This window comes from Exiguobacterium sp. s63, from assembly GCF_018617335.1.
Taxonomy (GTDB): domain Bacteria; phylum Bacillota; class Bacilli; order Exiguobacteriales; family Exiguobacteriaceae; genus Exiguobacterium.
In genome coordinates this window covers 238,255-264,806 of the sequence record NZ_JACSKB010000003.1, presented here as the reverse complement: position 1 = coordinate 264,806, position 26,552 = coordinate 238,255, and the positions used below count along the sequence as shown (strand labels likewise).

At 47.1% G+C, this 26,552-nt stretch carries 29 protein-coding genes and 1 other annotated feature; of the genes, 14 read left to right on the top strand and 15 right to left on the bottom strand.

Annotated elements, in window-relative coordinates:
* Nucleotides 1-43 precede the first annotated feature (43 nt).
* Nucleotides 44-694, bottom strand: coding sequence for a diacylglycerol/polyprenol kinase family protein (locus KNO90_RS11785; protein ID WP_215113659.1), 651 nt, complete (start codon nt 692-694; stop codon nt 44-46).
* Nucleotides 695-845: 151 nt separating this feature from the next.
* Here KNO90_RS11785 and KNO90_RS11780 point away from each other — a divergent pair, with 151 nt between their 5' ends.
* The gene (locus KNO90_RS11780; protein WP_214742647.1) at nt 846-1,469 is read left to right on the top strand and encodes a DUF1836 domain-containing protein; all 624 of its coding nucleotides are present in this window, start codon (nt 846-848) and stop codon (nt 1,467-1,469) included.
* 56 nt (nt 1,470-1,525) lie between these two features.
* Here KNO90_RS11780 and KNO90_RS11775 read toward each other — a convergent pair whose 3' ends face one another.
* Together KNO90_RS11775 and KNO90_RS11770 are read right to left on the bottom strand one after the other, a co-directional pair.
* Nucleotides 1,526-2,008, bottom strand: coding sequence for an LURP-one-related family protein (locus tag KNO90_RS11775; protein WP_214742646.1), 483 nt, complete (start codon nt 2,006-2,008; stop codon nt 1,526-1,528).
* Between the two features lie 218 nt (nt 2,009-2,226).
* Nucleotides 2,227-2,721 carry a restriction endonuclease gene (locus KNO90_RS11770; protein WP_214742645.1) on the bottom strand — a complete coding sequence of 165 codons (495 nt, stop codon included), beginning with the start codon at nt 2,719-2,721 and terminating at the stop codon, nt 2,227-2,229.
* A gap of 126 nt (nt 2,722-2,847) precedes the next feature.
* On the opposite strand from KNO90_RS11770, the gene KNO90_RS11765 reads away from it, so the two are divergent.
* On the top strand, nt 2,848-5,022 hold the full coding sequence (locus KNO90_RS11765; protein ID WP_214742644.1) for a PAS domain-containing sensor histidine kinase: 2,175 nt from the start codon (nt 2,848-2,850) through the stop codon (nt 5,020-5,022).
* On the top strand, nt 5,019-6,089 hold the full coding sequence (locus KNO90_RS11760) for an SDR family oxidoreductase (protein ID WP_214742643.1): 1,071 nt from the start codon (nt 5,019-5,021) through the stop codon (nt 6,087-6,089). Before KNO90_RS11765 ends, KNO90_RS11760 begins: the two co-directional genes overlap by 4 nt.
* Nucleotides 6,090-6,187: 98 nt before the next feature.
* Here KNO90_RS11760 and KNO90_RS11755 read toward each other — a convergent pair whose 3' ends face one another.
* Nucleotides 6,188-7,567 (bottom strand): TrkH family potassium uptake protein, encoded by a 1,380-nt coding sequence (locus tag KNO90_RS11755; RefSeq protein WP_214742642.1) that lies wholly within the window; start codon nt 7,565-7,567, stop codon nt 6,188-6,190.
* A 200-nt stretch (nt 7,568-7,767) separates the two neighbouring features.
* On the opposite strand from KNO90_RS11755, the gene KNO90_RS11750 reads away from it, so the two are divergent.
* The 3 genes from KNO90_RS11750 (at nt 7,768) to KNO90_RS11740 (ending at nt 9,584) form a co-directional block, all read left to right on the top strand.
* Complete coding sequence (locus KNO90_RS11750; protein ID WP_224862903.1) at nt 7,768-7,959, top strand: hypothetical protein; 192 nt, start codon at nt 7,768-7,770, stop codon at nt 7,957-7,959.
* A gap of 85 nt (nt 7,960-8,044) precedes the next feature.
* Nucleotides 8,045-8,827, top strand: a complete 783-nt coding sequence (motA, locus tag KNO90_RS11745) for a flagellar motor stator protein MotA (protein ID WP_214742704.1) — start codon at nt 8,045-8,047, stop codon at nt 8,825-8,827.
* Nucleotides 8,805-9,584, top strand: coding sequence for a flagellar motor protein MotB (locus KNO90_RS11740; protein WP_214742641.1), 780 nt, complete (start codon nt 8,805-8,807; stop codon nt 9,582-9,584). The genes motA and KNO90_RS11740 overlap by 23 nt, the downstream gene beginning before the upstream one ends.
* A gap of 33 nt (nt 9,585-9,617) precedes the next feature.
* Here KNO90_RS11740 and KNO90_RS11735 read toward each other — a convergent pair whose 3' ends face one another.
* The 4 genes from KNO90_RS11735 to KNO90_RS11720 all read right to left on the bottom strand — a co-directional run bounded on the left by KNO90_RS11735 (nt 9,618) and on the right by KNO90_RS11720 (nt 13,537).
* A complete protein-coding gene (locus KNO90_RS11735; RefSeq protein ID WP_215113658.1) occupies nt 9,618-11,042 on the bottom strand; it encodes a dihydrolipoyl dehydrogenase family protein in 1,425 nt (474 codons plus the stop codon).
* On the bottom strand, nt 11,039-11,404 hold the full coding sequence (locus tag KNO90_RS11730) for a DUF1499 domain-containing protein (RefSeq protein ID WP_214778378.1): 366 nt from the start codon (nt 11,402-11,404) through the stop codon (nt 11,039-11,041). Before KNO90_RS11730 ends, KNO90_RS11735 begins: the two co-directional genes overlap by 4 nt.
* Nucleotides 11,405-11,468: 64 nt before the next feature.
* Nucleotides 11,469-12,848, bottom strand: a complete 1,380-nt coding sequence (locus KNO90_RS11725; RefSeq protein WP_215113657.1) for a sensor histidine kinase — start codon at nt 12,846-12,848, stop codon at nt 11,469-11,471.
* Nucleotides 12,845-13,537, bottom strand: a complete 693-nt coding sequence (locus KNO90_RS11720) for a response regulator transcription factor (protein ID WP_214742637.1) — start codon at nt 13,535-13,537, stop codon at nt 12,845-12,847. Before KNO90_RS11720 ends, KNO90_RS11725 begins: the two co-directional genes overlap by 4 nt.
* 129 nt (nt 13,538-13,666) lie before the next feature.
* Here KNO90_RS11720 and KNO90_RS11715 point away from each other — a divergent pair, with 129 nt between their 5' ends.
* Nucleotides 13,667-14,488: a Cof-type HAD-IIB family hydrolase gene (locus KNO90_RS11715; protein ID WP_214742636.1), complete on the top strand. Its 822-nt coding sequence runs from the start codon at nt 13,667-13,669 to the stop codon at nt 14,486-14,488.
* 30 nt (nt 14,489-14,518) lie between these two features.
* On the top strand, nt 14,519-15,517 hold the full coding sequence (locus KNO90_RS11710) for an alpha/beta hydrolase (RefSeq protein ID WP_214742635.1): 999 nt from the start codon (nt 14,519-14,521) through the stop codon (nt 15,515-15,517).
* A 49-nt stretch (nt 15,518-15,566) separates the two neighbouring features.
* Here KNO90_RS11710 and KNO90_RS11705 read toward each other — a convergent pair whose 3' ends face one another.
* From KNO90_RS11705 to KNO90_RS11690, 4 genes are all read right to left on the bottom strand, one after another.
* On the bottom strand, nt 15,567-17,126 hold the full coding sequence (locus tag KNO90_RS11705; protein ID WP_215113656.1) for an aromatic amino acid hydroxylase: 1,560 nt from the start codon (nt 17,124-17,126) through the stop codon (nt 15,567-15,569).
* Nucleotides 17,127-17,171: 45 nt separating this feature from the next.
* Nucleotides 17,172-17,366 (bottom strand) — a binding site (T-box leader).
* A 131-nt stretch (nt 17,367-17,497) separates the two neighbouring features.
* A complete protein-coding gene (locus tag KNO90_RS11700) occupies nt 17,498-18,175 on the bottom strand; it encodes a uracil-DNA glycosylase (protein ID WP_214742633.1) in 678 nt (225 codons plus the stop codon).
* An 80-nt stretch (nt 18,176-18,255) separates the two neighbouring features.
* Nucleotides 18,256-18,891, bottom strand: a complete 636-nt coding sequence (locus KNO90_RS11695) for an FMN-dependent NADH-azoreductase (RefSeq protein WP_214742632.1) — start codon at nt 18,889-18,891, stop codon at nt 18,256-18,258.
* A 117-nt stretch (nt 18,892-19,008) separates the two neighbouring features.
* Complete coding sequence (locus KNO90_RS11690) at nt 19,009-19,440, bottom strand: MarR family winged helix-turn-helix transcriptional regulator (RefSeq protein WP_031424396.1); 432 nt, start codon at nt 19,438-19,440, stop codon at nt 19,009-19,011.
* 159 nt (nt 19,441-19,599) lie between these two features.
* Here KNO90_RS11690 and KNO90_RS11685 point away from each other — a divergent pair, with 159 nt between their 5' ends.
* The 3 genes from KNO90_RS11685 to KNO90_RS11675 all read left to right on the top strand — a co-directional run bounded on the left by KNO90_RS11685 (nt 19,600) and on the right by KNO90_RS11675 (nt 21,575).
* Nucleotides 19,600-19,974: a hypothetical protein gene (locus tag KNO90_RS11685; protein ID WP_015880488.1), complete on the top strand. Its 375-nt coding sequence runs from the start codon at nt 19,600-19,602 to the stop codon at nt 19,972-19,974.
* Nucleotides 19,975-20,107: 133 nt separating this feature from the next.
* Nucleotides 20,108-20,992 carry a diacylglycerol/lipid kinase family protein gene (locus tag KNO90_RS11680; RefSeq protein ID WP_214742631.1) on the top strand — a complete coding sequence of 295 codons (885 nt, stop codon included), beginning with the start codon at nt 20,108-20,110 and terminating at the stop codon, nt 20,990-20,992.
* A 58-nt stretch (nt 20,993-21,050) separates the two neighbouring features.
* The gene (locus KNO90_RS11675; protein ID WP_215113655.1) at nt 21,051-21,575 is read left to right on the top strand and encodes a GNAT family N-acetyltransferase; all 525 of its coding nucleotides are present in this window, start codon (nt 21,051-21,053) and stop codon (nt 21,573-21,575) included.
* Between the two features lie 35 nt (nt 21,576-21,610).
* On the opposite strand, the gene cbpA is transcribed toward KNO90_RS11675, so the two are convergent.
* Entirely contained in the window at nt 21,611-22,246 is a 636-nt protein-coding gene (cbpA, locus tag KNO90_RS11670; protein WP_214742629.1) for a cyclic di-AMP binding protein CbpA, read from the bottom strand.
* A 186-nt stretch (nt 22,247-22,432) separates the two neighbouring features.
* Here cbpA and pdxK point away from each other — a divergent pair, with 186 nt between their 5' ends.
* Genes pdxK through bshB2 form a run of 3 tightly spaced genes read left to right on the top strand, consistent with a single transcriptional unit; the run spans nt 22,433 to nt 24,331 of the window.
* Nucleotides 22,433-23,257 (top strand): pyridoxine/pyridoxal/pyridoxamine kinase, encoded by an 825-nt coding sequence (gene pdxK, locus KNO90_RS11665; protein ID WP_214778394.1) that lies wholly within the window; start codon nt 22,433-22,435, stop codon nt 23,255-23,257.
* 55 nt (nt 23,258-23,312) lie between these two features.
* Nucleotides 23,313-23,684, top strand: a complete 372-nt coding sequence (locus tag KNO90_RS11660) for a YojF family protein (protein ID WP_214742703.1) — start codon at nt 23,313-23,315, stop codon at nt 23,682-23,684.
* Complete coding sequence (gene bshB2, locus KNO90_RS11655; protein ID WP_214742627.1) at nt 23,681-24,331, top strand: bacillithiol biosynthesis deacetylase BshB2; 651 nt, start codon at nt 23,681-23,683, stop codon at nt 24,329-24,331. Before KNO90_RS11660 ends, bshB2 begins: the two co-directional genes overlap by 4 nt.
* 161 nt (nt 24,332-24,492) lie before the next feature.
* Here the strand turns inward: bshB2 and KNO90_RS11650 are convergent, their stop codons facing one another.
* Together KNO90_RS11650 and KNO90_RS11645 are read right to left on the bottom strand one after the other, a co-directional pair.
* Nucleotides 24,493-25,326, bottom strand: a complete 834-nt coding sequence (locus KNO90_RS11650) for an undecaprenyl-diphosphate phosphatase (protein WP_214742626.1) — start codon at nt 25,324-25,326, stop codon at nt 24,493-24,495.
* A gap of 115 nt (nt 25,327-25,441) precedes the next feature.
* The gene (locus KNO90_RS11645; RefSeq protein ID WP_215113654.1) at nt 25,442-26,512 is read right to left on the bottom strand and encodes an MFS transporter; all 1,071 of its coding nucleotides are present in this window, start codon (nt 26,510-26,512) and stop codon (nt 25,442-25,444) included.
* Nucleotides 26,513-26,552: the final 40 nt, after the last annotated feature.

The following is a 26,552-nucleotide window of genomic DNA, read 5'->3' as shown; positions in this document are numbered from 1 at the left end:
TGAACGTGACAAGCAACGTTTTTCTTACAACTTATCGATTAGTTTATAACAATAGCGATGTTGCTACAGCAACAATGACGGGAATTGTAAAGTTATCCCAATCACGATATGAAATCGCTTCAGTTAGCGTAGCGATAATGGAAATGATAAACCCATAAGTTACCACTTGCCACATCACGACATCATTCCACAAAAACAATAAAAATAAGACTGCGTACGAACTAAGGAACATAGCGAGGCTCCCTTGGAATGAGCGCTTTTGACCATAAAGATCATAAGTAACCGTTCCGTATTTTCGTCCAATCAGTGCAGCCATTCCGTCTCCCCACGCGAGAACGAGCGAACCGGCCAAGAAAGCGATAGGCTCTGACTCAAAAAAGAAGTACAGAATGATGAGTAGCGCAATCGGATAATAGACAGTTCCAAGTGATTTGCGTTCCGTTTGATGCACAGGCGACGGACTTTTATATAATAAGACCGCATTCGCAAAGGTGAAAAAGATGAGCGGCACTGCCGCGACGTACCAAGTATCCATCAACCAGACCGCTAACAGCGACCAATGTCCGACTGCGATATGTACACTTTTCCGAATCGTTTCGTCTGTCCATCCGAGCCGCTTCCCGACTTGTTCAAGACCTACGAGAAAGACAAGGACGAACACGATCGAGAGAATCGAACTAATCCATTCATTCATTGCTTGACCACCTCTATGTACAGAATGTATATGATATCGTCATTATACCTTAATCAGTGCCCATCCTAGCTTACTTTTCAAACATTTGGTAGAATGAGGTCAAATGACTGTATAGCCAACGTACGATGTTGGCGATAGAAAGGGTGGCCGTATGCGCGACGCAACTTCAATTCAAACTTTGGCAGATTGCCTTCATTTTATGCAGGTCGGAGAAATCGATCGAGCCCTCGCCCTCTTCCCTGAAGACGTGCGTGAACATTTTCCAAAAGAGCTTCGAAAAATCCACTTGTTTCATATTGAAAAGCATGGCCTCTCCATCAATCAAATCGTCGCTCTCGCAAATGCACTAACAGGTGAACACCTCTCGGCGACGACGATTCAAAACTGGACGAAACGCGAAGTCCGTAAGATTATCGGGGTCCCACGAATCGGTAAGAAGTATTCTTTGCATCAAGCCGCCATCATTTACCTTCTCGATGACTTGAAACACCTTTTTTCATTAGAAGAAACAAGTTCCTTATTGGCTTTAATTTTCAATAACCCTGACCGGGACGAAGACGACTTTATCTCTCCGATTGATTTTTACCGACTATATGCGGAGTATGCAAAATCGACAAGTCCAATCGACCTTCTCGATACTCGAGCGAAGCGTTCGCTTGAAAAAACGAAATACACACATCCGAATATCATTCATGTCTTGAAGCTCTGTCTTTACGCACATCGCGTCACAACGCTTGAACTCGAGGCAAAACATTACCTGAACCGTTTCATTTGATGAAGCGGTTTTTGTACATGAAAAAGCACCGGTCTCCTGACCGGTGCTCGTCATCGTTATGAGACAGATGCTGCGAGCGGCATCCGCGATTTAACCGTTAACGTCTTTAAGACTGAAAGAAGTTCAAACATCGATAGCTGATCGGCTTCTTTCGTTAAGCAGAACGTATCGTCCTCTTCTTTCCGAAGCTCCGCGACCAATTTGCCTGCTTTGTCGCGAACGCTGAACTTATGACGTTCCACATCGTATTGAATCGTGAAGAGTCCGCGTTCATAGACGTTGTACTCACACTTTTTCCCGAATAACGAGAACTTGTCTTTCAATTGACCAATCGCCTGTCCATCATGGTTCATCACGACCCATTTTTGGCAGTTCGGGATATATTTCCCGTGAGCGATTTGTCGTCCAGACAAATTGTGCACTTGAACACTGCCTTCCGCGTCGCGGTGAACAGATCCGATTGCATCATTTGTCTCATCATAAATGGTCGCCTCGCCTTGCGTAAAGACGCAACCTTTTACATAAATTAATTTGCGCACCGCTTTTTCCTCCTAGCACGTTCCAACCGTGATTGTTTGTATGTGTACGGTCGGGTATTACTGAAAACCCCAATCGTTTCTCTCAGTAGTATTTATCTCGTTTCAACTACTACATATTTCATATGACGAAGATGATTATTGCACCGATTTAAGAAAAAGACAACCCCTTTTTTTCGACATCATTTCTGATTCTGTCGAACTTGTGAAATTGTCGATGTTTATCGCTTGTATCCCGCTTCTTTTAAGAGTTCTTCAAGCTCAAATCTTGCAATCAGACGAACTTGATTTGGAGCAGCCAATTCATAGGCACTGTCCGTGAAAGTTGAGTTTGTCACGACCCATCCCTCATGTGCCTCATAATACGGTACGGCCGCTGCAATTTGTTGCACAGCTTCGAGACCGACCACTTTTTCATAGCGCTTCGCCTGTACCGCAATCGACCATCCATCCGGTGTTTCGAGTAACAAGTCCGCTCCAAAGTCACGCGATGCCGGTGTGACCACTACCTTATACCCGAGCGCTGTGAACACTTCCTCTAAAAACAGTTCAAATTCTCGACCATCCATTCGATCGATTCGATCGATCGTCGACAGCCGAACCTTCCAAACGAACCAGACGATTCCAATGAAAAGAAGCAAGATGCTGCTCCAAAGTGGTGCCCCGAACCACCATAAACACACGGCTCCAATCATACTAACAAGTAATCCGATCATCCTTATCTTTCCTTTCCGAGTCCTCTCTCCCACTTTACCTGTTTGAGGGCAGGAAATGAAAGGGGGATCTGTCGAATGATATAGAAGATGTGCTCGTCTGACACCACGAAGGAGGGATGACTGTTCATGGAGAATCATGCCAATCTCCAAAGTGAGTTACTACATGCATTACCTTACGGGATTGCGTTAATACAGAAAGATGGAACAATCGTTCAGGCAAATCGTCCATTTCTTGAGCAGTTCCCAGAGAATCTACAGAGACGTTCGAACCTTTTCCATATGGTCAATCAGTCACCCATCACGATGGAATTGTCCCGTCGGATGGAACAAGGACTTCCTTGGATGTATGAACTGCCGACGATGCGTGTCCATGCCATCCCGTGGGACAAACAATATATTCTTTCTATTGAACCATTGCCACACGATACACGCGTGACGATACAACACAATGCGTTTGAGGCGATGATGCGTACCGAACTCGACATGGCGATGATCATGACAGATGCGAATCTATTGATCACTCGTTTTAACCAAGGGGCAACAGAACTATTTGGCTACGCTCCTCATGAGGTGCTCTACGAAATGACACCGTTCGCTCTATTTGAGTCGAGAGAGTTAAGTGAAAAGCGCTCTTCCTATCAAGATGAGACGGAACGGTTGCTATCATTTGAACAAATGTTGCGTCTCGCACTCGACAAAGGAGACCGGGAATGGAAGTTCCAATGTAAGGATCGGACACATTTCATCGGTAAATTATTCATGCATCCCGTATACGAGCAAGAGCAACTCGTCGCGTTCTTTTTCTTCGTATTTGATGTGAGTCCCGAAATCGAACTGAAACGAGAACTCCGCTATAAGGAACAACGCTATCGGATGTTTGCTGAATCCGTCATCGAAGCCGTCCTTTTCCATGAAGACGGGATGATACTCGATGCGAACAAAGCGGCGGAATCCATCTTTAAAATTCCTGCAGAGCAGATGGTAGGTCGCCAAACCGTTGAATTTATCGCGGAGGGATACCGGGCCGATGTGCTGCGTCGCATTCGGAACCATATTCAAACCCCTTATGAAGTGATTGGACGGCGTGAGGACGGCACATTCTTAGAAATGGAAGTATATCCAAAAGAAGTGACGTATCAAGGTCAAACGTTGCGGGTAGCAGTCATGCGTGACATTAGTGACCGCAAGAAAATAGAACGCATGCTCGAACGTGAAAAAAACGCGATTGCCCGTCAGCGCGATATCATCCAGTCCATCTTACAGGCATCGAACGAGGCGTTCGTCTTGACCGAATCGAACGGCAGTGTATTGTTCATGAACGTCCATGCGCGACGACTCATGGACTTACCGGGCATCGCTCCAAACAAAATTCAGGAGCGTATCCCACTCCTCTCTACGTTCCGCCCTCGCGACCGAAGCGAGATGTTGCGCAAGATGGACCAACTTCTTGATGGAACGACTAGAGAGGTATCCATGCGCTTCTCAATCCCACAGCCAAACGACCGGGACGAAGAATACTATGAAATGTACGGAACCATCATGGATACGAAACGACAAATCGGTATGGATAGTGGTTTCCTATTCGTTTTCCGAAACCGGACAGAAGAAGAACGGATGGATCAAATTAAAAATGAATTAGTGAGTACGGTCTCACATGAACTCCGGACACCACTTTCCTCCTTATCTGGATACATTGAATTGATGCTCGCTCGAGATTTGACACCCGAAAAACGGGAACGTTTTTTGAAGACGATGGCACGTGAGGCGCAGCGTCTGACTTCATTGCTCAACGACTTCTTGGATATTCAACGTATGGAAGACGGTCATCAGGAGTATAAACAAGATCACTTCTCTTTGAACGAACTTGTATTAGAAGTAATCGAGCGCTTTCGTGAAACGAATGACCATGCCATTCATTTTGATGACGCGGATGAGGACCTTCACCTCATTGCCGATCGAGACCGCATCGAACAGGTACTCGTCAATTTGGTTTCGAATGCCATCAAGTATTCTCCGAATGGACAAGAAATCGAAGTGAGGGTCCGACAAGACCATAATCAGGCTCATGTATCCATTCGTGACTTTGGAATCGGAATTCCGGAACATGCCTTCGAAAAATTATTTACAAAGTTCTATCGAGTCGACAATTCAGACACGCGTAAAATTGGTGGGACCGGTCTCGGTTTATCAATTTGTAAAGAAATCATCGAATCCCACGGTGGAAGCATCGAAGTGGAATCGACTGTCGGGAAAGGGTCGACTTTCACATTCACATTAGACTTAGCGGAGGAAACGTCATGAACAATTATGCCTTTACTGGATTCCCTGGTTTTTTAGCAGGTAAATTAATTGAACACCTCGCTTCGTTACCGCATCAAATCGGAACGATTTATGCGTTACACCTTCCGCATCAAACACGTGAGGCAGAAGACCTGCGTGATACCTTGCTCATAGCGACGTCACTTGCGCCACATCAACTTGTTCTCGTCGAAGCAGACATCACGTTACCCGAAGTCATTCTCGACCCGATTATGCGGTCTGTCATTGAACGAGACGTACATTACGTCTTTCACCTTGCTGCCGCTTATGATTTGAGCGTTTCTTATGACACCGGATATCGTGTCAACATTCTCGGGACGAAACATGTCACCGCCTTTGCCAAACGTTCGAAGTCATTGAAACGATATGTGTACTTCAGTACAGCCTATATTGCCGGACGTCGTCAGGGAACCGTCTACGAAAACGAGCTATGGCATCGGGCACAGTTTAAAAATCATTACGAAGCGACTAAATATGAAGCAGAGGCACTCGTCTCACGTGAGATGAGCACGATGCCCATCACCATCATTCGCCCTGGAATCGTGATTGGTCATAGTCAAACGGGCGAAACGAAAAAGTTTGACGGCGTCTATTTCGTCTTAAAGTTGATGCACCAGCTTCAGCAGATGCAACCACTCCCTTACATCGGGCGGGCGAACGTCGAAGTCAACCTCGTCCCGTACGATTACGTAGTGGAAGCGACCGCCTTCTTAGCGCATTCTCCTACCGGGATGAAACGAACGTTCCATTTGACGGACCCGTTCCCACATGGCGCACGGGAGGTCTATCGTATGTTGCATGAGACGATGTTTCAACGTGCTCCTCGCGGAACGGTCCCTCACGTTATTGCCGATGCCGCATTCACAGCCTGGAAGAACACGAAACAACTTGATGTCCCTCATGAACTACTTGAGTATTTCAAGCATCCCGTTCACTTTGACACGACACAAACGATTCGTGCGCTCGACGGAACGGGCATCGTTTGTCCGGACCTGCAAGACTATCTCCCGGAGATTGTCCATTATTTTATTGCACACAAAAAGCCCTGATTCGTCAGGGCTTTAACTATGATTCCATCCACTTGTTGATGTGACCTCTACAAAAAAACTGCACTCCTTTGATCAGGAGTGCAGCCTACCACATACTTTTATCCAATCAAAATCTTCTCTTTCGGATAACGAATCTTCCGGTCAGCTTGTCGTGCGACCGTAAAGAGAATCGTCAAAGACCCGACACGACCGAGTAACATCATGAACATGATCAACCCTTTCCCCGCATCGTTCAGTTCAGACGTTATCCCTAAAGATAACCCAACCGTTCCGAATGCCGAGACCGTTTCAAACAAAATGGCGGTCGCCGGAATATCGCCGTTCGTCAAAATGACAAGCGTCGTAATAGTGAGGATAAATAGAAAACTCGAAATCGCGACGACGTATGCCTTTTTCACTTGAAATGGACCAATCGTCCGTTCCATGATGACCGTTTCCTTCTTCCCGGCGATGAATGCCCACATATCTGCGAAAATCACCGCAAGTGTCGTCACTTTAATCCCCGAACCGGTTGAGGCCGCACCTGCCCCGATATACATCAAAATTAAAATCAAGCCGATCGAGGCCGGAGCCATCATTGAAATATCAATGGTATTGAAACCCGCCGTCCGTGTTGTCACAGCCTGGAAGAATGTGACGTGAAGCGCCTCACCGAGCGATCGTCCATACAGGACACCTTCATTCGATACCCACTCAAACATCATAAGCGCGAACCAGGCGATTCCATTGATGACCATTAGAGATAAAATCATAATTTTCGAATGGAGAGCCAAACGTTTCCATCCTCTCACTTCCGTGGCATCGGCGATGGTCGTAAAGCCGAGACCCCCAATCATGATCATGATTGCAATCGTCACCACGATCCCTGTATTTTGTTCAAATGACATGAGACTGTCCGGGAACAAAGCGAATCCAGCATTGTTGAAGGCCGAAACCGCATGGAAAAAGCCGTAATAAAGTGACGTTCCGAACGAATAGTTTTCTGAACTATACAACTCGAATGTTAAGAACAGCATCCCGATAAATTGTACGATGACTGTTGTGAATACAATATTTCGAACGAGGCGAACCGTTCCGCCGGGTCCCGATAAATTCAATGATTCCTGCAAGAGAATTCGTTGTTTCAATCCGATTTTCTTCCCTAATACGCTGAGAAGCATCAAGGCAATGGTCATAAAACCGAGACCCCCGATTTGGATGAGGGCGACGATGACCAATTCTCCAAACAAATTAAAAGATGACCCGATATCGACCGTAGACAATCCGGTGACCGTTCCTGCGGAGGTTGCGATAAACAAACAATCAATCCAGGAAACCGCTTCTTCTTGAGCAAACGGCATATATAAAAGAGTAGCTCCTACGAAAATCGCGAGTAAGAACCCTCCTGCGATGAAACGGGCGGGTTTTTCAAAAATGATTCGATAGAATGCCTCGATTCGTTTCAAGCGCAACTCACGCGCTGACAATCTATGCCGCATCACGACATCTCCTTCACTTCTATTATTCTAAGCCTCATGTTACTCCTCGCTTTTATAAATGCCAACAAGAAAATGTATCTCTAACGTTTTCCCCGATTTTTTGGTATTATGGGAGATAGACTTTAAGAATGTTGAGGAGGTTGAATGAAACCGTGGACCCTAGTACGGTAGATCATTCGATAGAGGATGTCTCACGAAGGTTGGAGCGCCAATCACAATGTATGCCCGCTCACCTTTATTTTCAGCTAGAAGAGTTACTCAATTGGTCACTCGAGCAAGAAGTCGTGAATCAATTGTACGCATTGTTAAAAAAATACGACGTATTAACCGATATAGAGCGTGAAGAACGAAATATCAGCATCCAAATGCTGATTGATGAAAATGGCGCTTAATCATCGGGAACGCATGTTGCGGGAGACGAGTAGCGTCTCTCGCTTTTTTGTCCTGATTTATTTCGGAAAGGTGGAAAACAAAGACATGGATGTCGTTACGTTAGTCGGACTCATACTCGGGTTCCTCACCCTTGTCGGTGGAATGTTATTAAAAGGAGCGGGTGTTGCACCGCTGATCAACCCTGCCGCAATGGTTATCATTTTTGTCGGGACAGCCGCAGCGGTCAGTATTGCGGTCTCGAAAGAACAGCTACAGAACGTACCGAAACTATTTAAAATCTTGTTTAAAAAACAAGAACTCCCAAGTAAGTCTGGGTTACTCACACAATTCGTCGACTTGTCGACACAAGCTCGGAAAGAAGGTCTATTATCCCTTGAGACGGCACTCGAGCAAGTCGAAGAGCCGTTTCTACGCCAAGGCATGATGATGGTCATCGACGGCCAACCTTCCGAATATATTGCTGAAGTCATGTCCCGTGATATCGAAAACATGGAACAGCGTCACAAATCGAACGCCGATATTTTTACCCAGGCCGGGACATACGCCCCGACACTTGGGGTACTCGGAGCGGTTATCGGATTGATTGCCGCTTTGAAAGATTTATCGGATATTGAAAAGCTTGGACACGCGATTTCTGCCGCATTCGTCGCGACACTATTCGGGATTTTCACGGGATACGTCCTTTGGTTCCCGTTCGCGAATAAATTGAAGCAGTATTCGAAGAGTGAAGTCATCATCAAAGAAATGATGATTGAAGGGATTTTATCGATTCAAAGTGGTGAATCTCCAAAAACATTAGAAGATAAACTGTCTGTGTATTTGTCTCCAAAGGAGCGAGCTGACTATGAAGCGCAAAAAGAAGCATGATCATGAAGAACACATTCCAGAAGGATGGCTGATTCCATACGCCGATTTATTGACGCTCCTCCTCGCATTGTTCATCGTATTATTTGCATCGAGTAATATCGATCAGACGAAACTTGAGAAAATGTCGCGTTCGTTCAACCAAGTATTCTCCGGAGGCGTCAGTGTCTTCCAAGCTTCGACTGCTTCAAACAGTGATATTAGTCGAACGGATAAAACTAATACGACGGCTAACCCGCGGACGTATGAATTGGCTCAGCTCGACGAATTAAAAGAAGATGTAAACAAATACATTAAAAAGAACGGTCTAGAAAGCCAAATTAAAGCGACCATCAATTCTAGTGGTCTCGTCTTAACGATACAAGACCGTGCCCTCTTCAACTTAGGAGAAGCGACACTCGATGCGGATGCTCGAAACGTCGCTCAAAATATCAGTAAAATTTTAGAGAAGGCCGGTAAGCGAGAAATTGTCGTCTCGGGTCATACGGATAATATTCCAATCAATACAGCTCGTTTCCCTTCAAACTGGGAACTCAGTTCGGCACGTGCGACTGCGTTCATGCGCGGCCTATTGGCCAATGACGCCTTGAACCCTGCTCAGTTCACACTCGCAAGTTATGGTGAGTTCAAACCAATCGCAACAAATGATACAGAAGAAGGTCGTTCAAAGAACCGACGTGTTGAAGTGTTGATCAAACCGCTCGTCGACCTATCAGAAGGCGAACCGAAGATGATTGAAACCATCACGTTACCAAACTAACAATCACCCACTCAAACGAGTGGGTGATTTGTGTTATTGCATCAATTTAAAGTAGCGTCTCGCAAGTTCTGTCAGTGGACTTTCGAACAACCGTTTCCGCCAGTAAAGGTCTGTCACTTTCTTCACAGCCTCACTTCGTGAAGGATATGGGTAAATCATGCGGGACAGCTTTCCGATTTTATCACCACGTTGCATCGCATAGACGACGATTTGCATCCAATCGCCTGCCGATTCACCGACCGCATGCGCTCCGATGATTTTTCCGTTTTTCTTTGTAATGACTTTGACAAATCCAGCCTCTTGTCGCTCCGCAATAAAACGATCCACTTCGGATAGGTTCGCTTTATACGTCTCAATCTCATCTCCATGTTGTTCACGAGCCTCTTCCTCCGTCATGCCGACATGAAACACTTCCGGGTCCGTGAACGTAATCCATGGGAGTTTACTGTAGTCGACCTTGTTCCACAATCCAAAGAGCGCGTTCGCCACAACCGCCTTGCCTTCTTCGCCGGCTGCATGCGTGAACGGGAGTGTCTTAATCGTGTCTCCAATCGCAAAGATATGGGATTGGGACGTCCGATATGACGACGAAACATCGATATATCCTTTCGTCACCTGAACATTCGCCCGGTCAAGACGAAGTGCATCAATCCGAGGAACACGACCTGTCGCCATGAGCAGCTTGTCCGCTTCATATTCGACCGTTTCGCCGTTCACCTCTGTCGTGACACGAATGCGCCCATCGATTTCATCGACTCGTTTAACCTTGACGCCGACTTTCAACCGCATGGCCATCTCAAGTTGAGATTTTAAGTACGTTGCGACATCTCGATCTTCTTTCGGTAGGAAGTCATCCTGCGCCTCGAGTACGGTGACCTGTGAACCGAGTCGAACAAAGGACTGAGCCAATTCTAGACCGACCGCTCCGGCTCCGATGACAATCAGGCTTTCCGGAAGTGTCTCTTCTTCAAATACGGTTTCATTCGTTAAGTAAGGGACTTGATCGAGTCCATCAATCGGAGGTACGGTCGGCTTCGACCCCGTCGAGATGACGAATTTTTTCCCGATTAATAAATCGTTCCCTACCTTCAATTCAGTCGGGCTTTGGAACGAGGCTTCTCCGATATAGACGTCGACCCCAATCTTTTCAAAACGTTCTGTTCCGTCGTGGTCTTGTATGATGGCACGGGCTTTGTCGACACGGGCTTTTGACATTTGATAATGTTCGGCACCGTTAAATTCCGTTCCGAGGACACGTGCTGCTCGCATCATCGCATTCGCTTCCTTTGAAGCCGCAATCAATGCTTTTGACGGAACACATCCAACGTGTAGACAGTCCCCACCTAAATGTTTGTTCTTTTCAACAAGCGCGACTTTCGCCCCTAAATTTGCTGCTCCCGCGGCTACTGTCATCCCGGCGGCACCGCCACCGATGACAACCAACTGATAATCCTTCATCGAATCAACCTCCGATATCGTTCACTTACATCTTCCATCCGTTTTCGATTCACGCCAAAGTCGGAATACCCAACACGTGACGCAGAACGAAATTCAATCTGTTGCGTCGTATCATCAAATAGAAAATCGACGTCGTCTTTAAATCGCATCACTTTCGACGTCACCACATAATGAAGTCCATCGTCTGTTTCCTTCACGAGTTCAGCCCGCGGGAGCTGATTCATCGCCATTTTAATCGCTTCAATCGATTGGCCTCGACCACCCGCATACGGTAACGGAGACATTCTCAATTCATCAATCGAGGTTTGCGTCGAGACAGCGTTCGGACTACCTTTCAACGGCTTCAAAGATTGATTCGCCATAATAAAAACCTCCCTCATTCTACATACATCTATATGTAGCCTGAATTCGGGAGGTCTAATCCTATTAATGTAGTTCGCTCGGGTCGAGTGGCAGTAAAACGGTCACGGTCGTCCCGTGTCCAACCTCACTTTCGATGACAAGCTTTCCTTCGTGCGCTTCAATCAATTCTTTGGAGATGGCGAGTCCGAGTCCACTGCTCCCCTCTGTCACATGAGCTTGATAGAACATCTCGGTAATCCGCTGCAAATGCTCTCGAGAGATGCCGGGACCCTCATCAATGATCGAGATGAAAGCGACCCGTTCCGATTGCACGAAGCGAATCGTCAGTGTGCCCCCTTCTGGTGAGAAACGAATCGCGTTTTCTAAAATATTTAAAAATACTTGCTTCAATCGATTCTCATCGAACAAGCCGACCGATTTTTGAGGATAGCGCTCGATGAGTGTAATATCTTTGTCTTCAAGCGATTGCTTTAATTGCAGTGTCACTTTTCGCAACAAAGAGACTAAATCCAGCTCCTGACGATACAAAACCAATCGACTCTCTTCAATCTTCGTGTAATCGAGAAGTTGTTCGACAAGACCAATCATGCGCTCTGTTTCCGAATGGATGATGCTCAGACCGAGCTCCGTCTCTTCCGACAGTTTTTCGTCACCACCCCGAATTGTCTCCGTCCACCCTTTAATCGATGTAAGAGGAGTCCTTAGTTCATGGGAGACGCTCGAAAGAAATTCGTTCCGCGTCGATTGGTGTTGCTGTACTTTCGCACCTAAATACGTGAGCGTTCGAGCCAATGCCCCGAGCTCATGTTTCTCGTTCGACTCAACGGATACGTCGAAGTCACCCTGAGCCATTTCATCGGCGGTCTCAATGATTTTGCGAATCGGTCTAACGAAACGATCGGCAATTCGGATGACCGTGTACAGGGCGAGTAACCAAACCAAGACACCAATCATGACGACCGTCATCCAAATTTCGCGAATGAGCGTGTCTAAGTCTTCAAGCGGACGCGTGAAACTGATGGCAAACTCGGACGTATCGTTCGTCATGATGGGACTCGTGACCGACAAGTAATGCTCACTCTCGATGTCATAATCCTGTACGACCGACTCGCCTTGTGAAAGCTGCTGTAGCTGCTCCTGTGAAAAAGAGGACTGCTTCGTTCGCTGTCCTGTCGTTTTAACAATTGAACCGCTTCGGTCGACAATCGTCAAATCAGTCCCGGGATACCCGAATGTCCGAACGAGGACGGAAAAGGCACTCGGCGTTTCAAATCCAACTTGAGCTTGAGGGTATAGATATGCACTCGTGGTCGCATGACTTAGTAACGCTTCCGACTCGTACTCGTAATAATATCGGTAAGTCCCATAAGACAAGACTCCGACGAGCAAGAGCAAGACGATCGTTACGACAATCATCATGCGAATGACTAACTGTTGTTTCATGCCTCATGTCTCCGCCATTTATAACCATGACCCCACAACGTCTCAATATAGATTGGATGACTCGGATCATCTTCGATTTTTTGACGCAAGCGACGAATGTTGACATCGACTGTTTTTCGGTCCCCGAAATAGTTGATGCCCCATACAGCATCGAGTAACGCATCGCGTGATAAGACGATTTCTTCGTTTTGAACGAGATGACAAATCAAGTCGTACTCAGTCGGTGTCAAATCGATTGATTGACCGTACTTTGTCACTTGTTTTGCGGCGAGGTCGATGGCGAACGGTCCTGACTTCAACCGTTTTGAGTCTTTTCGTTTTACTTTCTCAACACGGCGCAACAACGCTTGGATGCGCGCCACTAATTCACCTGGGCTGAACGGTTTGGCGATGTAGTCATCTGCCCCTTTACCGAGCCCTTCAATTTTATCTTCTTCGAGCGTCCGTGCCGTCAACATGATGATCCCTACGTTTTCGTCAAGATCTCGAATGGCAGCACACGCCTCAAATCCGTCCATCTCCGGCATCATGACATCCAACAAGACGACATCGAACGGTTCACGGTCAAATGCGGTGACCGCTTCTCGACCGTTCGTCGCCTCAAACACGTCGAATCCAGCTCGTTTTAGATTAACAATAATAAAGCTGCGAATTGCATGTTCATCCTCAGCTACTAAAATTCGATTCATATCGATTTCCACCTCTTCTAGAGTTCACTTCTCTACATTATAGTTACGTTTTTGCGACAAGGTTGTCAATTGACCTTAAAAAGGTTTAGGATGGAGTCATTAGATTCTGAAGGAGGACCCCCTACTACTATGAGTTACAAGATGATTGTATTGGATATGGATGATACGCTCCTCACGAGCGACCATACGATTTCCCCTAAGACAAAAGAAGCACTTCTCGATGCACAGGCGCGCGGCTATAAAGTCGTTCTCGCGAGCGGACGACCAACGTTTGCGATGTGGGATGCAGCCCGTGAATTAGAACTTGCGAAATACGGAAGCTACATTTTATCGTTCAACGGCGCCTCGGTCATCGATTGCGCGACAAACGAGGAGATTTTCTCGAGCACGCTCCAGCCGGATACAGTCGCCCATCTCCATGATATCAGTGAACGGGAAGGAATCGCGATTCATACGTACGTTGGTAACGAAATCGTAACCGATCGCCCGAACCCATATACCGATATTGAAGGTGAGTTGACAGGCATGCCGGTCATTCATGTCGACAATTTTAAAGATGCCGTGACGGCTCCGGTCGTTAAATGTTTGATGCTTGCCGATGGCGACACACTCGCTCCAATTGAGACGAAGCTACAAGAAGAGTTGGCTGGTAAATTGGCCGTCGCCCGCTCAAAACCGTTCTTCCTTGAGTTTACGGAAGCCGGCGTCACAAAAGGAACGAGTCTCGCCTTCCTAGCAGACCAACTCGGCATCGCGCAAAAAGAAGTCATCGCTTGTGGCGATGGAAACAACGATTTGACGATGATTGAATGGGCCGGCCTCGGCGTCGCGATGGGAAATGCCAACACGACGGTCAAAGGGAAAGCGGACTTCATCACAAAATCAAACAACGAAGACGGAATCGCTCATGTCATCGAAACGTACATGACGGACGTACTCGTCACGCAATAAGCTTCTGATTGTAGAAAGGGAGGAAGGAAGATGAATAAAGGGTTGAAACGAGCTGGAGTCGGATTGATTGGAACAGCGGTCGCAGGAGCGGCTTATGTATTCCTCTCACCGAAACCGGCCACACGTTTAATCAAAACTTCGTTTGCGGGGGGAAACGAAGTAGAGATGAAGGGATTCGAGGAAGTCGTTCAAAAGACGTCTGTCCGAAAAGACATCGACTACTTGTCTTCTTATGATAACGGAACGTTTGATTTGATTCGCTATGAAGGCGACCGAAAACCTGTCCCAACAATCTTTTGGGTACATGGCGGATCATTCGTCGGTGGGGATAAATCGGATGTGTTAAAATACGCCACTTCGATTGCGAGTAACGGCTACAACGTCGTCAGTATCAATTATGCGCTCGCACCTGACGTGACGTATCCGACCCCGCTCAAACAAATCGAAGAAGCGTACTCGTTCATCGCGGAGAACAACGATCGCTTCCGTCTTGATTTGGACCGCGTCTTCTTCGCGGGTGATTCGAATGGTGGACAGCTCACCGCACAATTTGTCGGCATCCAGTTGAATGACGACTATTCGCCTTCTGCCGAAGTGGGACAAGTCGTACCGAAGTCCTCTATTCTCGGAGCGATTCTTCTATCCGCTCCACTCGACTTGAAACGATCGTGGCTCGAATCATCGAAATCAGTGAACCGCTTCTTGTTCAAACGCATCGGATGGGCTTACTTCGGCACATACACTTGGGAAACACTCCCGGTCGTTGCAGAAGCATCGCCACTCGTCAATGTGCCGGCCACATTCGTCCCAACGTTTATCGCGGACGGAAATGACCATTCCTTTGAGGAACAGGCGAAAGAATTTGCGACAGTACTCTCTGGTCGCACGGATGTGACGACTGTGTTTTATGATCGAAACGAGCACGAACTCGGCCATAACTATTACTTCGAAATGGACCGCCCAGCGGCCAATTCCACGTATCGTCGTTTGATTACGTTCTTACGTGAAACGACAAATCAATCTGTATGATGCACAAGAGGCGACGTTCTCCTACTATGGAAAACGTCGCCTCTTTTTGTTAGCGCAATAGGTCGAACGCGCGACCAATCAGTTCATTTCGAGATGGGGAAGTCTGACGCAACGCTTCAAGACGTTCAATCAATGTCTGTTTCAGTCCTTCATCCTTCACCAACTCCAGACACTCGATGTGTAATAACCAGGCGTCAGGGTGGTTCGTTAAGATCTCTGGGATGAGACCGTCGATTGATTCTCCCCGCTCACGCATGAGATGGATGCGATTGAACATCGGATCATCGTTAGTCCATACACGTTCATCCCGTTCGATAATCACAGGTTTTTCAATGATCATTAATTCGTCTACCGTGGTTCCCGGGAAAACGGATGGAAGCGAATCGACCCGTACTTCGAGCGAGTCGAGTGTGATCGTCCGTCCTTCTAATTGAACGATCACGTCTTCGAGCGCATCAGATGCACATGCTTGACGAACGGTCAGCCCGTCCTCAAAGAGGTCATCCCGGTCTAGCGCAGATTCCGTGTCATGGACAACGAGGAGTCCATGACGCTCTCGTTTCGTTAACTGACCACTTTTTACAATGGTACATTCATCCCATTGAATGAGCGTATGTTCGTTCGACTCCGTCATGTGGCGAACGATGCCGACACGTTCTGATCCATCCTCGAGTCGAATCGTCGATTGACTTCCCGACGCCAACGCTTTCGCCACAGATTCAATCCCGCCTTTTCGAATCGCCATTCTTCCTTCTAATTCATCTAAGACAGAAGAGAGTGTATCAAAGTCAGGAATGACAAACAGCTCTTTTTGCATGTTCGTCACGTCCTGCTTCGTCTGTAACGCATGTTCTAAGTCGAATGGATGTTTGATGACCGCATCCGTCAGACAGTGACGGCTCTCCCCTACCGATGATAAGAGACCCGCCCCGTAAATCATCGGGTTGTCTAGGTCGCCAATCAATCCGAATTCAACGGTCCACCAAAAGATACGCGCGACCTGTTGTGCCTCAGAAAAGCCAGTCACTTGTGCTTTCGCCTCATGTACGGCTTTCTCCGCCGCCTCGATGTCTTGCTCCGTTGAGTTGGCGTTCTCCTTCACAATCGTCAAGCGTTTCAATGCGGCGAACGAGGCATGTTCTTCTCGGTTCATGAACGCCTTTGCCCCTAATTGACCGAAGCGTTTGACGATTGCCGAAAACGTTGGGTCCATCAACATTGGCGCATGTCCCGCCGCCTCGTGAATGATGTCAGGGGCTGGACTGTATAAAATATTCTCGACTTTCCGAATATCTGTCGCGACCGGCAGCATCCCGTTTCCTTGGAAGTCAAAAAAGGCAACGCCGGGGATGAGTCCATCCACTGCGACCGTCGACCATCCGGCCGCCCGCATCTCGTCCGTCATCTGTTCGACGTTCGGCAATCGGTCCGGTCCCATTCCCGTCCGTTTCAATCCTTCGATGTAAAACGGATGCGCCTTCCCTTCTAACGTGTGCAAGTTCAACCGCAACACGAAGCGCCAGACGGCGTGATCCGTTGGTGTGTATTCATTGTAGAACTGCGGTGAGATATGTGGGGCTAGGTGTTTTGGAATCGATTGTGTCAACATGTGAAGTCCTCCTTTAAAATCAAAAAAATCCCTATCGATTGAATCGATAGGGACGACAAAGCCGCGGTACCACCCTGGTTGCTAGAGAAATTCTAGCCGCTTGAATCCGATAACGGGGGACCGCTCAATGATGAGAGCTCGGGAACTGTAATTCGATTCATCTTTTGGGCGTGTTCGCAGCACCACACGCTCTCTGGGCCAGGGAAGATGTCTCTACTTCGGTTCTTTCTTCGCTTTAATTATTTATCTTTTATACAGTTATGCTGTTATGCATATATGCTTTTAAGCACTAAAGTGACGTCTTGTTAGTTACTTTACCAAACGTTTTTCGACGCGTCAACAAAAAACAGCCTACGAATTTCCGTAGACTGTCAGAGACACCACTCAATCGGAGATTGTCCCCACTCCTTCAATGCATCGTTTACTTGGGAGAATGGCTTTGAGCCGAAGAAGCCTCGATGGGATGATAACGGACTCGGATGAACGGAAGTGAGCACTTTATGTTGATCTCCGATCCATTTCATTTTCTTCTTCGCATCATTTCCCCACAAAATGAATACAATCGGTTCCTCACGACTCCCTAGCCGCTCAATGATGGAATCCGTGAACTGCTCCCACCCTTTTCCGCGGTGAGAGCCCGCCTTCCCCGCTTCGACCGTCAATGCTGTGTTTAAGAGAAGGACCCCTTGTTTCGCCCATTTTTCGAGATTCCCACTCTTCGGTAAATCACACCCAACGTCATCTTTTAATTCTTGAAAGATGTTTCGGAGAGACGGTGGGAAACGCACCCCGTCCTGCACCGAAAAACTGAGTCCATGCGCTTGATTCGGTCCGTGGTACGGATCTTGCCCTAAAATGACGCATTTCACCTCACTAAATTTCGTGTAAATAAATGCGTTCCAAATATCTTCTCGGGTCGGGTAAACGATCGTCTCTTCATACGCTTGGTCGACGAATTGCTTCAACTGTTGAAAGTAAGGCTGTTTCATCTCCTCTTGGATGATATCCGTCCAGTCTCCAAGTAGTCGACTCGATAACTGATCTGCCATTGCATACTCCCCTTTCCCTTTGTATCATACCCAAAATGATTGCATACAAAAAGACGAGTCGGTCGACTCGTCTCTCCAGGTTATACCGTTACAGCGCCTGCAACTTCTTTCGCAAGTGCTTCTGCTTTCGCTTTTGCATCCGCAACGATTTCTTCGATTTTGTCTGGGTATTGGTTCATCCCTTCAACCGCTAACGTCGTCACTTCAGATACACCGACAAACGCAAGCGCTTGGCGAAGGTATGCATCTGCAAAGTTAAGGTCTGTTCCTGTATAGATTCCACCTGTTCCTTGGATGTGGATCGCTTGTTTGTTTTCAAGTAAGCCGACTGGACCTTGCTCTGTGTAACGGAACGTTTTACCCGCCATGAGAACACTGTCGAGGAACATCTTCATGCGTGCTGGGAAGAAGAAGTTCCACATTGGTGTCGCGAATACGTAAAGGTCCGCTTCCATGAACTTCTCGAGCATGCCGCTCATTGTTCCTACTTTCTTCGCTTCTACGTCAGTGAGTGCTTCGCCTGAAGCGAATTTGCCCCATGCACTGAGTACGTCCCCATCGATTTCTTGAACATCGACATCGTAGAGTTCGATTGCTTCTACTTCGATTGATGCGTTTTCTGCTTGGAGTGTCGAAACGAATGTTTCTGCCACTTGTTTGCTGTATGAAAGTTCAGTTGGTTTCGGGTTAGCCGATACATATAATACTTTAGTCATCGTAAAATCCTCCATTTGTGTAATCTCTAATTTTCAATAACAGTTAGAACTATATCATCTGTATATCTCATCGTCAATTAGTTTAACTTCAAGATATTAAACAAAAAGCAACGGGCTTTATTTGCCCGCTGCGTTGTAACCGACTCGTTTCAATAATGAAATTAATTGTTCCGTCTCATCTTCACTTAACGGTCCATATATATCTTTGAAGATTTCGATGTGTTGTGGATAGACGACGTCCATGAGCGCCTTTCCATCGTCTGTCAACGAAGCGTATGTGACGCGACGGTCAGATGGGCAGGCGATTCGTTCAATCAATCCTCGCTTCTCTAACTTATCAATCACGTAAGTCACGCTACCGCTTGTAATCAAAATCTGGTCTCCAATCTGTTGTAACGGGGTATCGCCTCGTTTATACAGAACGGATAAAACACCGAACTCTGTTGAATTTAGCTGGTGGCGTCGTAAATCTTCTTTTACACGATCACTGATGGCATCCATCGCACGCGCAAGAACGACCCATGCCTTCAATTCAAGGGATTCAATCATGTCGGTTTCACCTCAATTCGTTCATCTTATATCACTAGTATAGCAGGACTTATGAAGTATAAGCCGGGAAAAATACTTCGTCAAGGAACTTCTTCATTGTCGCTTATGTCGGAAACGTTTAGAATGGTAGTATTGTGATTTTCAGAAAGGGTGGACCGTATGCGTGAGTATTACGAAATTTCATTGACGATCAAACGGGAGTTTTTGCACGCTGTCATCGATTTGTTGAATCGAGAAGGCATCGCACCGGACTATGCGCTTGAAAAAGAAGGCGCAGTCTTTTTATTATTCAATCATTTACCTTGGCCAAACGTGACCCGTGAACCGCATGCTGTGGAACGTTTCTTGTTGACGTTGAAACGATCGGATTATTTGTTCGTCAAAACGAAACGTAAATCACCGGTCCCCGACCATGAACCGGTTGCGTGTATGGGTGCCTTAGTCTCACCATTTAACGAACATTTACGCATCGAGCTCGCGGTCGACGAGTCAGAAGCGAGTCATTTAGATATGTCCGCATTTCGCCATTATTAAACTCTCTATCTGTTCTAATCCCCCATGAAGGTCAGCCCACAAGTGTTGACGGTCATGGGGGATTTTTAGGAGTAATTGATTTCTCGTACGGGAATAAAGGACAGTATTCGAACTGAAAAGGAGATATGCCGGAATGGACAAAGTCATGTTGATCGTTAATCCATCCTCAGGAAAAGAGTTAGGGGAAAAACACGCGACACATGCGGAGGAAGTATTACGTGAAAGATATGGACAGGTGGATGTCCGCTTCACCGAAAAAGAAGCAGATGCAACCCGATTCGCACGAGAGGCATCGGAAAAAAACTATCGTGCGGTCATTGCGATGGGGGGAGACGGAACCTTGAACGAAGCCGTAACCGGACTTGCCGAAGCGGAACATCGTCCCGATTTTGGCATCATTCCACTCGGTACAGTAAACGACCTCGCCCGTGCACTCGGTGTCCCCAACGATCCAAAAAAAGCAATCGAGGCGCTCCGTGATGCTGAACCCACACCAATGGATATCGGTAAATATGAGAACGGCTATTTTATGAATGTGATCGCGATTGGACTGATTGCCGAAGCTGTCGACGAAGTAAGCGTGGAAGATAAGACGAAGTGGGGTCCGTTCGCCTATTTAATCGAGGGCGTGAAAGCCTTCCGTGAACATAGTCCCTATGATCTGAAAATCGAGAGCGAGGATGGTCAATTTGATGATGAGGCGTACCTCGTTGTCATCGCGCTGACGAATTCGGTCGGAGGATTTGAGAACTTTGAACCCGATGCACGTCTTAATGATGGTCTTCTTCACGTCTATATCTTTGAAGAACTTGGATTGAAAGACGCGCTTCAATTAACACCTGCCCTGTTCACAGGAAAATTGAAGGAAACGGACAGCGTCACTTCGTTTTGCACGACACACGTGAAAGTTACTTCATCCGAATCCCTTCCAGTCAACGCAGATGGTGACACGGGCGGCACATTACCGCTCACCTTCGAAATTTTACCAAGTCACTTAAACGTGTTGAAACCACTCTAAGAGCAGGATTTTTTGACGAATCAATCGAATGTGTTCAAGCGAGAAAGGAGAATGACTTATGAATATCTCGCTTGTTCCACTAACAACCGCATCCGACGAACTCGTCCATACATTCAATCGATGGAATAACGATCCTGAAATCGTACACCTCATTCGTCCGAGTCGCTCTGAAGAAGAATTGACGGCCTCTTATGAAATGACAGTTGACGATTTAGAAGAACGACTTCTGACACATGATATTTTTCTCATTTACGCAGACGATCATCTCGTCGGCGAAATGAATGTCATGTACGATCCGCCCCATCTGTATCACCAAGAACCCGGTACAGCATGGCTCGGTTTCGTCATCGGCGAAGCCGTTGGTCGTGGGAAAGGTGTCGGCACGGAAGCGCTCCGCCTCTTAGAAGAACGACTAAAAGAACAACACACCCCTCGTATGGAACTCGGCGTATTCGCCTTTAACCATGCAGCACATCGCCTGTATACGAAATGTGGTTACCAGGAAATCGGACGTATTGAACAGTTCACCTATTGGGACGGACAATTTTGGTCTGATATCCGAATGGAAAAACGACTCGACTAAAAAATCCTTCCACGCCGTGTGGAAGGATTTTTTATTTAATTATTCAAATTCTCGACTTCAACGATGCGGAAACCTTTTTGCTCAAGCTTGGCAACCACTTTGTTTTTCTTATCCTCATCACAATCTGGTGGTAAGGTCACCAATACTCGACGCAACACTTTACTCTTCGCATCGAGGGTCATAAGACTCGCAATGGATGTATACTTGTTGATCACTTTCGTAATTTTTTCGAGTGCCCCGGCTTGTTCACTCAAAGCAATCGTCAAGACGTAGCTACCCGTATCGCGACTCCACGCCTCTTCAAGCATTCCTAACATCTTCCCGTGTGGAAGAATTCCATAGAATTCGTTGCTTTCGTCTTTTAATACGGCAATGTACGGTAACTCTTTAATTGAGAAGAATACTTCAAAAAAGCCATCTGATTCATGTACGTACTTTTGTGTATTCTTAATAAGCGTCATCACATTATCGTCCATGTTTTCCCCGTTCATTCCATGACGATAAATATGCATTTTATAAATGTTACCGCGGAAAAATGTTCCCGTCTCATCTAAAACAGGTACACAGCGATAACCTGTCTCTTCAAGCGTATGAAGCGCTTCCCGCAATGTTGCCTTTTCACTGATGGTGACAACATCCTTCTTCGGGATACATAAGCTATGCACTAACATGCGATTTCCTCCCAGCCAATAATAAAGTGGTCTACACCCTATTCATTATTATTCCCCAAATATGATGAATATCCTGCATGTTTTTTCTGAAAAGTTATGAACACTTCTTATAATCCTTGCATTTGTCGGAATTCAAAAAAGTCGTTATAGTGAAACTATCCAAACAGACAAAGGGGATGGACGATTATGACGATGAAAAAAGCATTGACGATTGCCGGTTCTGACACAAGTGGTGGCGCGGGAATCCAAGCCGACCTCAAAACGATGGAAGAACTCGGTGTGTATGGCATGACAGCCTTGACAGTGATCGTGGCACAAGACCCACACAACGCATGGAACCATGAAGTCTTTCCAATCGAAACGACACTGATTGAAAAACAAATCGATACGGTCCTCGCTGGAATCGGAGTGGACGCAGTGAAGACGGGTATGCTCCCGACACCAGAAATTATCGAACTTGCCGCTCGTAAAATCAAAGAGTATGGCATCGAGAACGCGGTCGTCGACCCGGTCATGGCGTGTAAAGGTGCCGATGAAATTCTCGATCCGAACGTCGCGGTGGCAATGCGTCAACACCTCGTACCGGTCGCAAAAATCATCACACCAAACTTATTCGAGGCGCGCATGCTCGCTGGCCTCGACAAAACACCGTCAACGATGGACGAAATCAAAGAAGCCGCTCGTTTAATTCACGACCTCGGCGCAGAGATCGTCATCGTCAAAGTCGGTGGCAAGCTCGGATTTGATACAGCGTTCGACGTCTTGTACGACGGAAATGAATTCCGTCTGCTCGAAAGCGAAAAAATCGAGCCTGCATTCACACACGGTGGCGGATGCACGTTCTCGTCTGCCATCGCGGCCTCTCTTGCAAATGGCCATACGGTTGATGAAGCGATTGAAATCGGAAAAGAGTTCATCACTGAAGCCGTTCGTCACTCATTCCGTCTAAACCAGTATGTAGGACCGACGAACCACACAGGATACCGCAAAAAAGTAGCAACACAATCGTAAACAGATGACCCGGAACCACGCGTTTCGGGTCATCCTTTCCATTGGAGGGACTGACGTGAAAGCGATTCAACCTGATCACATTCAGCACTATTTAGACAATCACGTCGCGACACCACTTTTCGTTCATGTCGAAACGACGAACGGTGCCTACGCGACACATAATGACCCCGACTTCCATAACGCCGGGATGTTTATCCGTAACGCCAACATCAAATATAGCATCGGTCAAATCAAAGGAAACGGACCTTACCGTGTCGGTTTAAAACTCGATCATGGCTGGCTCTATGTTGAAGGGTTGACCGACTACGAGTTGCACGGTGAACAATTGTTACTCGCTGGTCACGATCGACTCGGTCGACTGGCCTGTGCACTGCATATCGATATCAAACCGCTCCCACAAGGCGCATCGGAGGTGGAGAAACAATGAATGGTCCATTACTCGTCATTTTCCCACATCCGGACGATGAAGCGTTCAGCTCAGCCGGAACGATCATCCAACATCGTCAACAGGGACTTCCGGTCACATACGTCTGCCTGACACTCGGTGAGATGGGACGTAATATGGGTTCTCCCATTTTTACAACGCGCGAAGAGTTACCAAAGATTCGAAAACGCGAATTAGAGGACGCGTGTCGTATGATGGGCATCGAAGATCTGCGCATGTGGGGACTTCGTGACAAGACCGTCGAGTTTGAGGACGAGGCAGAGCTCGCCGACCGTTTCCGCGCATTGATTGACGAAGTGAAGCCGGAAACCGTCATCTCGTTCTATCCGGGATATGCCGTCCACCCGGACCATGAAGCGACAGCTCGCGCCGTTGTACGAGCACTTCAAGAGATGGGAGAGGCACGTCCTGAGTTCTTAGGTGTTGCCTTTGATCGCCGCACAGAAGACGAACTCGGACAACCACACGTCATCGTCGATGTAACGGATGAGAGTGAACAGAAGAAAGACGCCCTGTTTGCTCATCGGTCTCAGACGGAAGGTCTACTTCGTGCGATTGATAACGCAGAAAACGCCCACGTCATGGAGTTACTCCAACGTGAGCGCTTCTATCATTATCCGTTCTCATGATTCATAGGCTAGACGGGTCATATAAAGCAATGCCCCAACGGTCCCAAGACCGATTAACGTTCCAAGTACTACAACGATTTGTCCCATGTTTTCACCTCTTCTATACTTTACGAACAATTCTATTCATTGGTTTCAAACACGTGCTCTTCGCACGTGTTTTTTTAGAAGTAAAGAACGTAAATCACAACAGCCAATACGATTCGATAGACCGCAAATGGCATCAATTTCACTTTGTTGATCAGTTTCAAAAAGAATTTAATCGAAAGAAGTGCGAACAAAAATGCGCTGATGAAACCGACGATAAACACGGGTAACGTATCGAGCGTGAAGTACGTCCACTTGCTATAGAGTGACAACGCACTCGCTCCAAACATGATCGGTACCGCCATGATGAACGTAAAATCTGCCGCTGCACGGTGACTCATCCCGAGGAGAACCCCTCCAGAAATCGTTGAACCGGACCTTGAGAACCCTGGCCATAGCGAGAAACATTGAATCAACCCGACCCCAAGTGCTTGCTTGTACGTGATGTCATCTAGCGTGGAGGTCGTCTGACGCTTCACGCCTGATAAATCTGCGGCAATCATAAAGAATGCCCCAATGACTAACCCAATCAACACCGTCTTGACCGAGAAGAGATGTGTATCGATGTAGTCCTCAAACAGTATACCGAGGACGCCGGCAGGCAACAATCCGATCAAAATATGTACGAGATTGAATTGGCGTGCGGTCCCGCTTTGCCTTAAGGTGAGCAGCGACTTCGGATTCAACAACGCTTTGAACCGGTCTCGAAAGACGACAACGACCGCTAAAATCGATCCTAATTGAATGACGATTTTAAACGTGTTCGCTACTTCCTGCCCTAAAAACTGACTCGAATTCAACCAGAGACCGTCCACGAGAATCATATGACCGGTCGACGAGACCGGTGCAAATTCCGTCAATCCCTCGACGACACCTAACAAAAAGCCTACAAATAATTCATACCATTCCACATTGTTTCTCCTATTGATTCATCAAGATTATTCTCATCATACACTTCTCGACACAATCTTTCGTCCGTCTTAAGACGTAAAAACAGACATGGCTTATGCCCCATGTCTGTAAAGGTTAGCGGATAATCGCATGAACGAACCAAACGACAAGCCCAATGAGTATGAACGCCCAAAATAGCGACGCTGTCGTCCCTACAATAAAGACTATCCCCAACACAAGGATACCGAGATGCCACAGCATCGAGACAGATGATTCGGTCGTCGCTCGAATGGATGAAGGAACTTGGTGGTGCAAAAGTCCATAATAGAGCGGCTCCATCGCCCCATACAATAGAGCTAGGAGTCCCATCACACCGATTCCAATCGGACTCGGGAACAACCCGACGAGGAGAAATCCACCGCCCATTAACCAACCGAACCCGTTTAACCAACGCTCGGATGACGCAAATCGTATAAGCGTCCCCGCAAAAAGTTGACCAGGTAACTGAATCAAAAGCAGGACGCTTGAAATGGCACCAAACCAGTAGATCGGGATGGATACATCACGTGCGTACAATTGCCAGAATTCATCGATGAAATTGAATGCGGACACAGCGGCCAAAAATCCGATGGTGACGTTACGAAGGGTTGTGTGCGACCATACAAATTCAAAACCTTTCAATAAGTGCCGCCACGTCAAGCGCTCTTCTGCTTCACTGTGAACGGGTTCAACGAGAAATACACTACACACGGTCGCCATCAATAAACTGAAAATGGAAAGTCTGTAGTTCCACTCCAAGGGAAGGTACTGAGCCAACATACTGCCGCTCAATGCCGCCGTCACAGCGGCAACAATTCCAATCGCGTTCAGTTTACCAAGAACCCGTTCGAACGACGACGCTTCATGACTTTCTTGTAAGGACTCGTATAGCAGCGCATTCTCTGCTCCACTTCGAATGACCGACCCAATGGCCGAACAGCTGATGGCGACAAAAAATCCGCTGAAGGTGAACGAGTATAACAAGATCCAAAACGATAACCACTCCAAGGCTACACCTACCTGGATCAGCCGACGCCGTGTCGTCCGGTCCGCCCACACGCCGGTCGGCACTTCGAACAGGACGATGATGAGCGCATAGATCATCTCCAAATAGACGACTTCTTGAATGGTGATGCCTCTTGACTCCCAAAACAATCGTTCAATCACGTATGCGGGAATTAACCCTTCAAACCAACGAATCCACCCT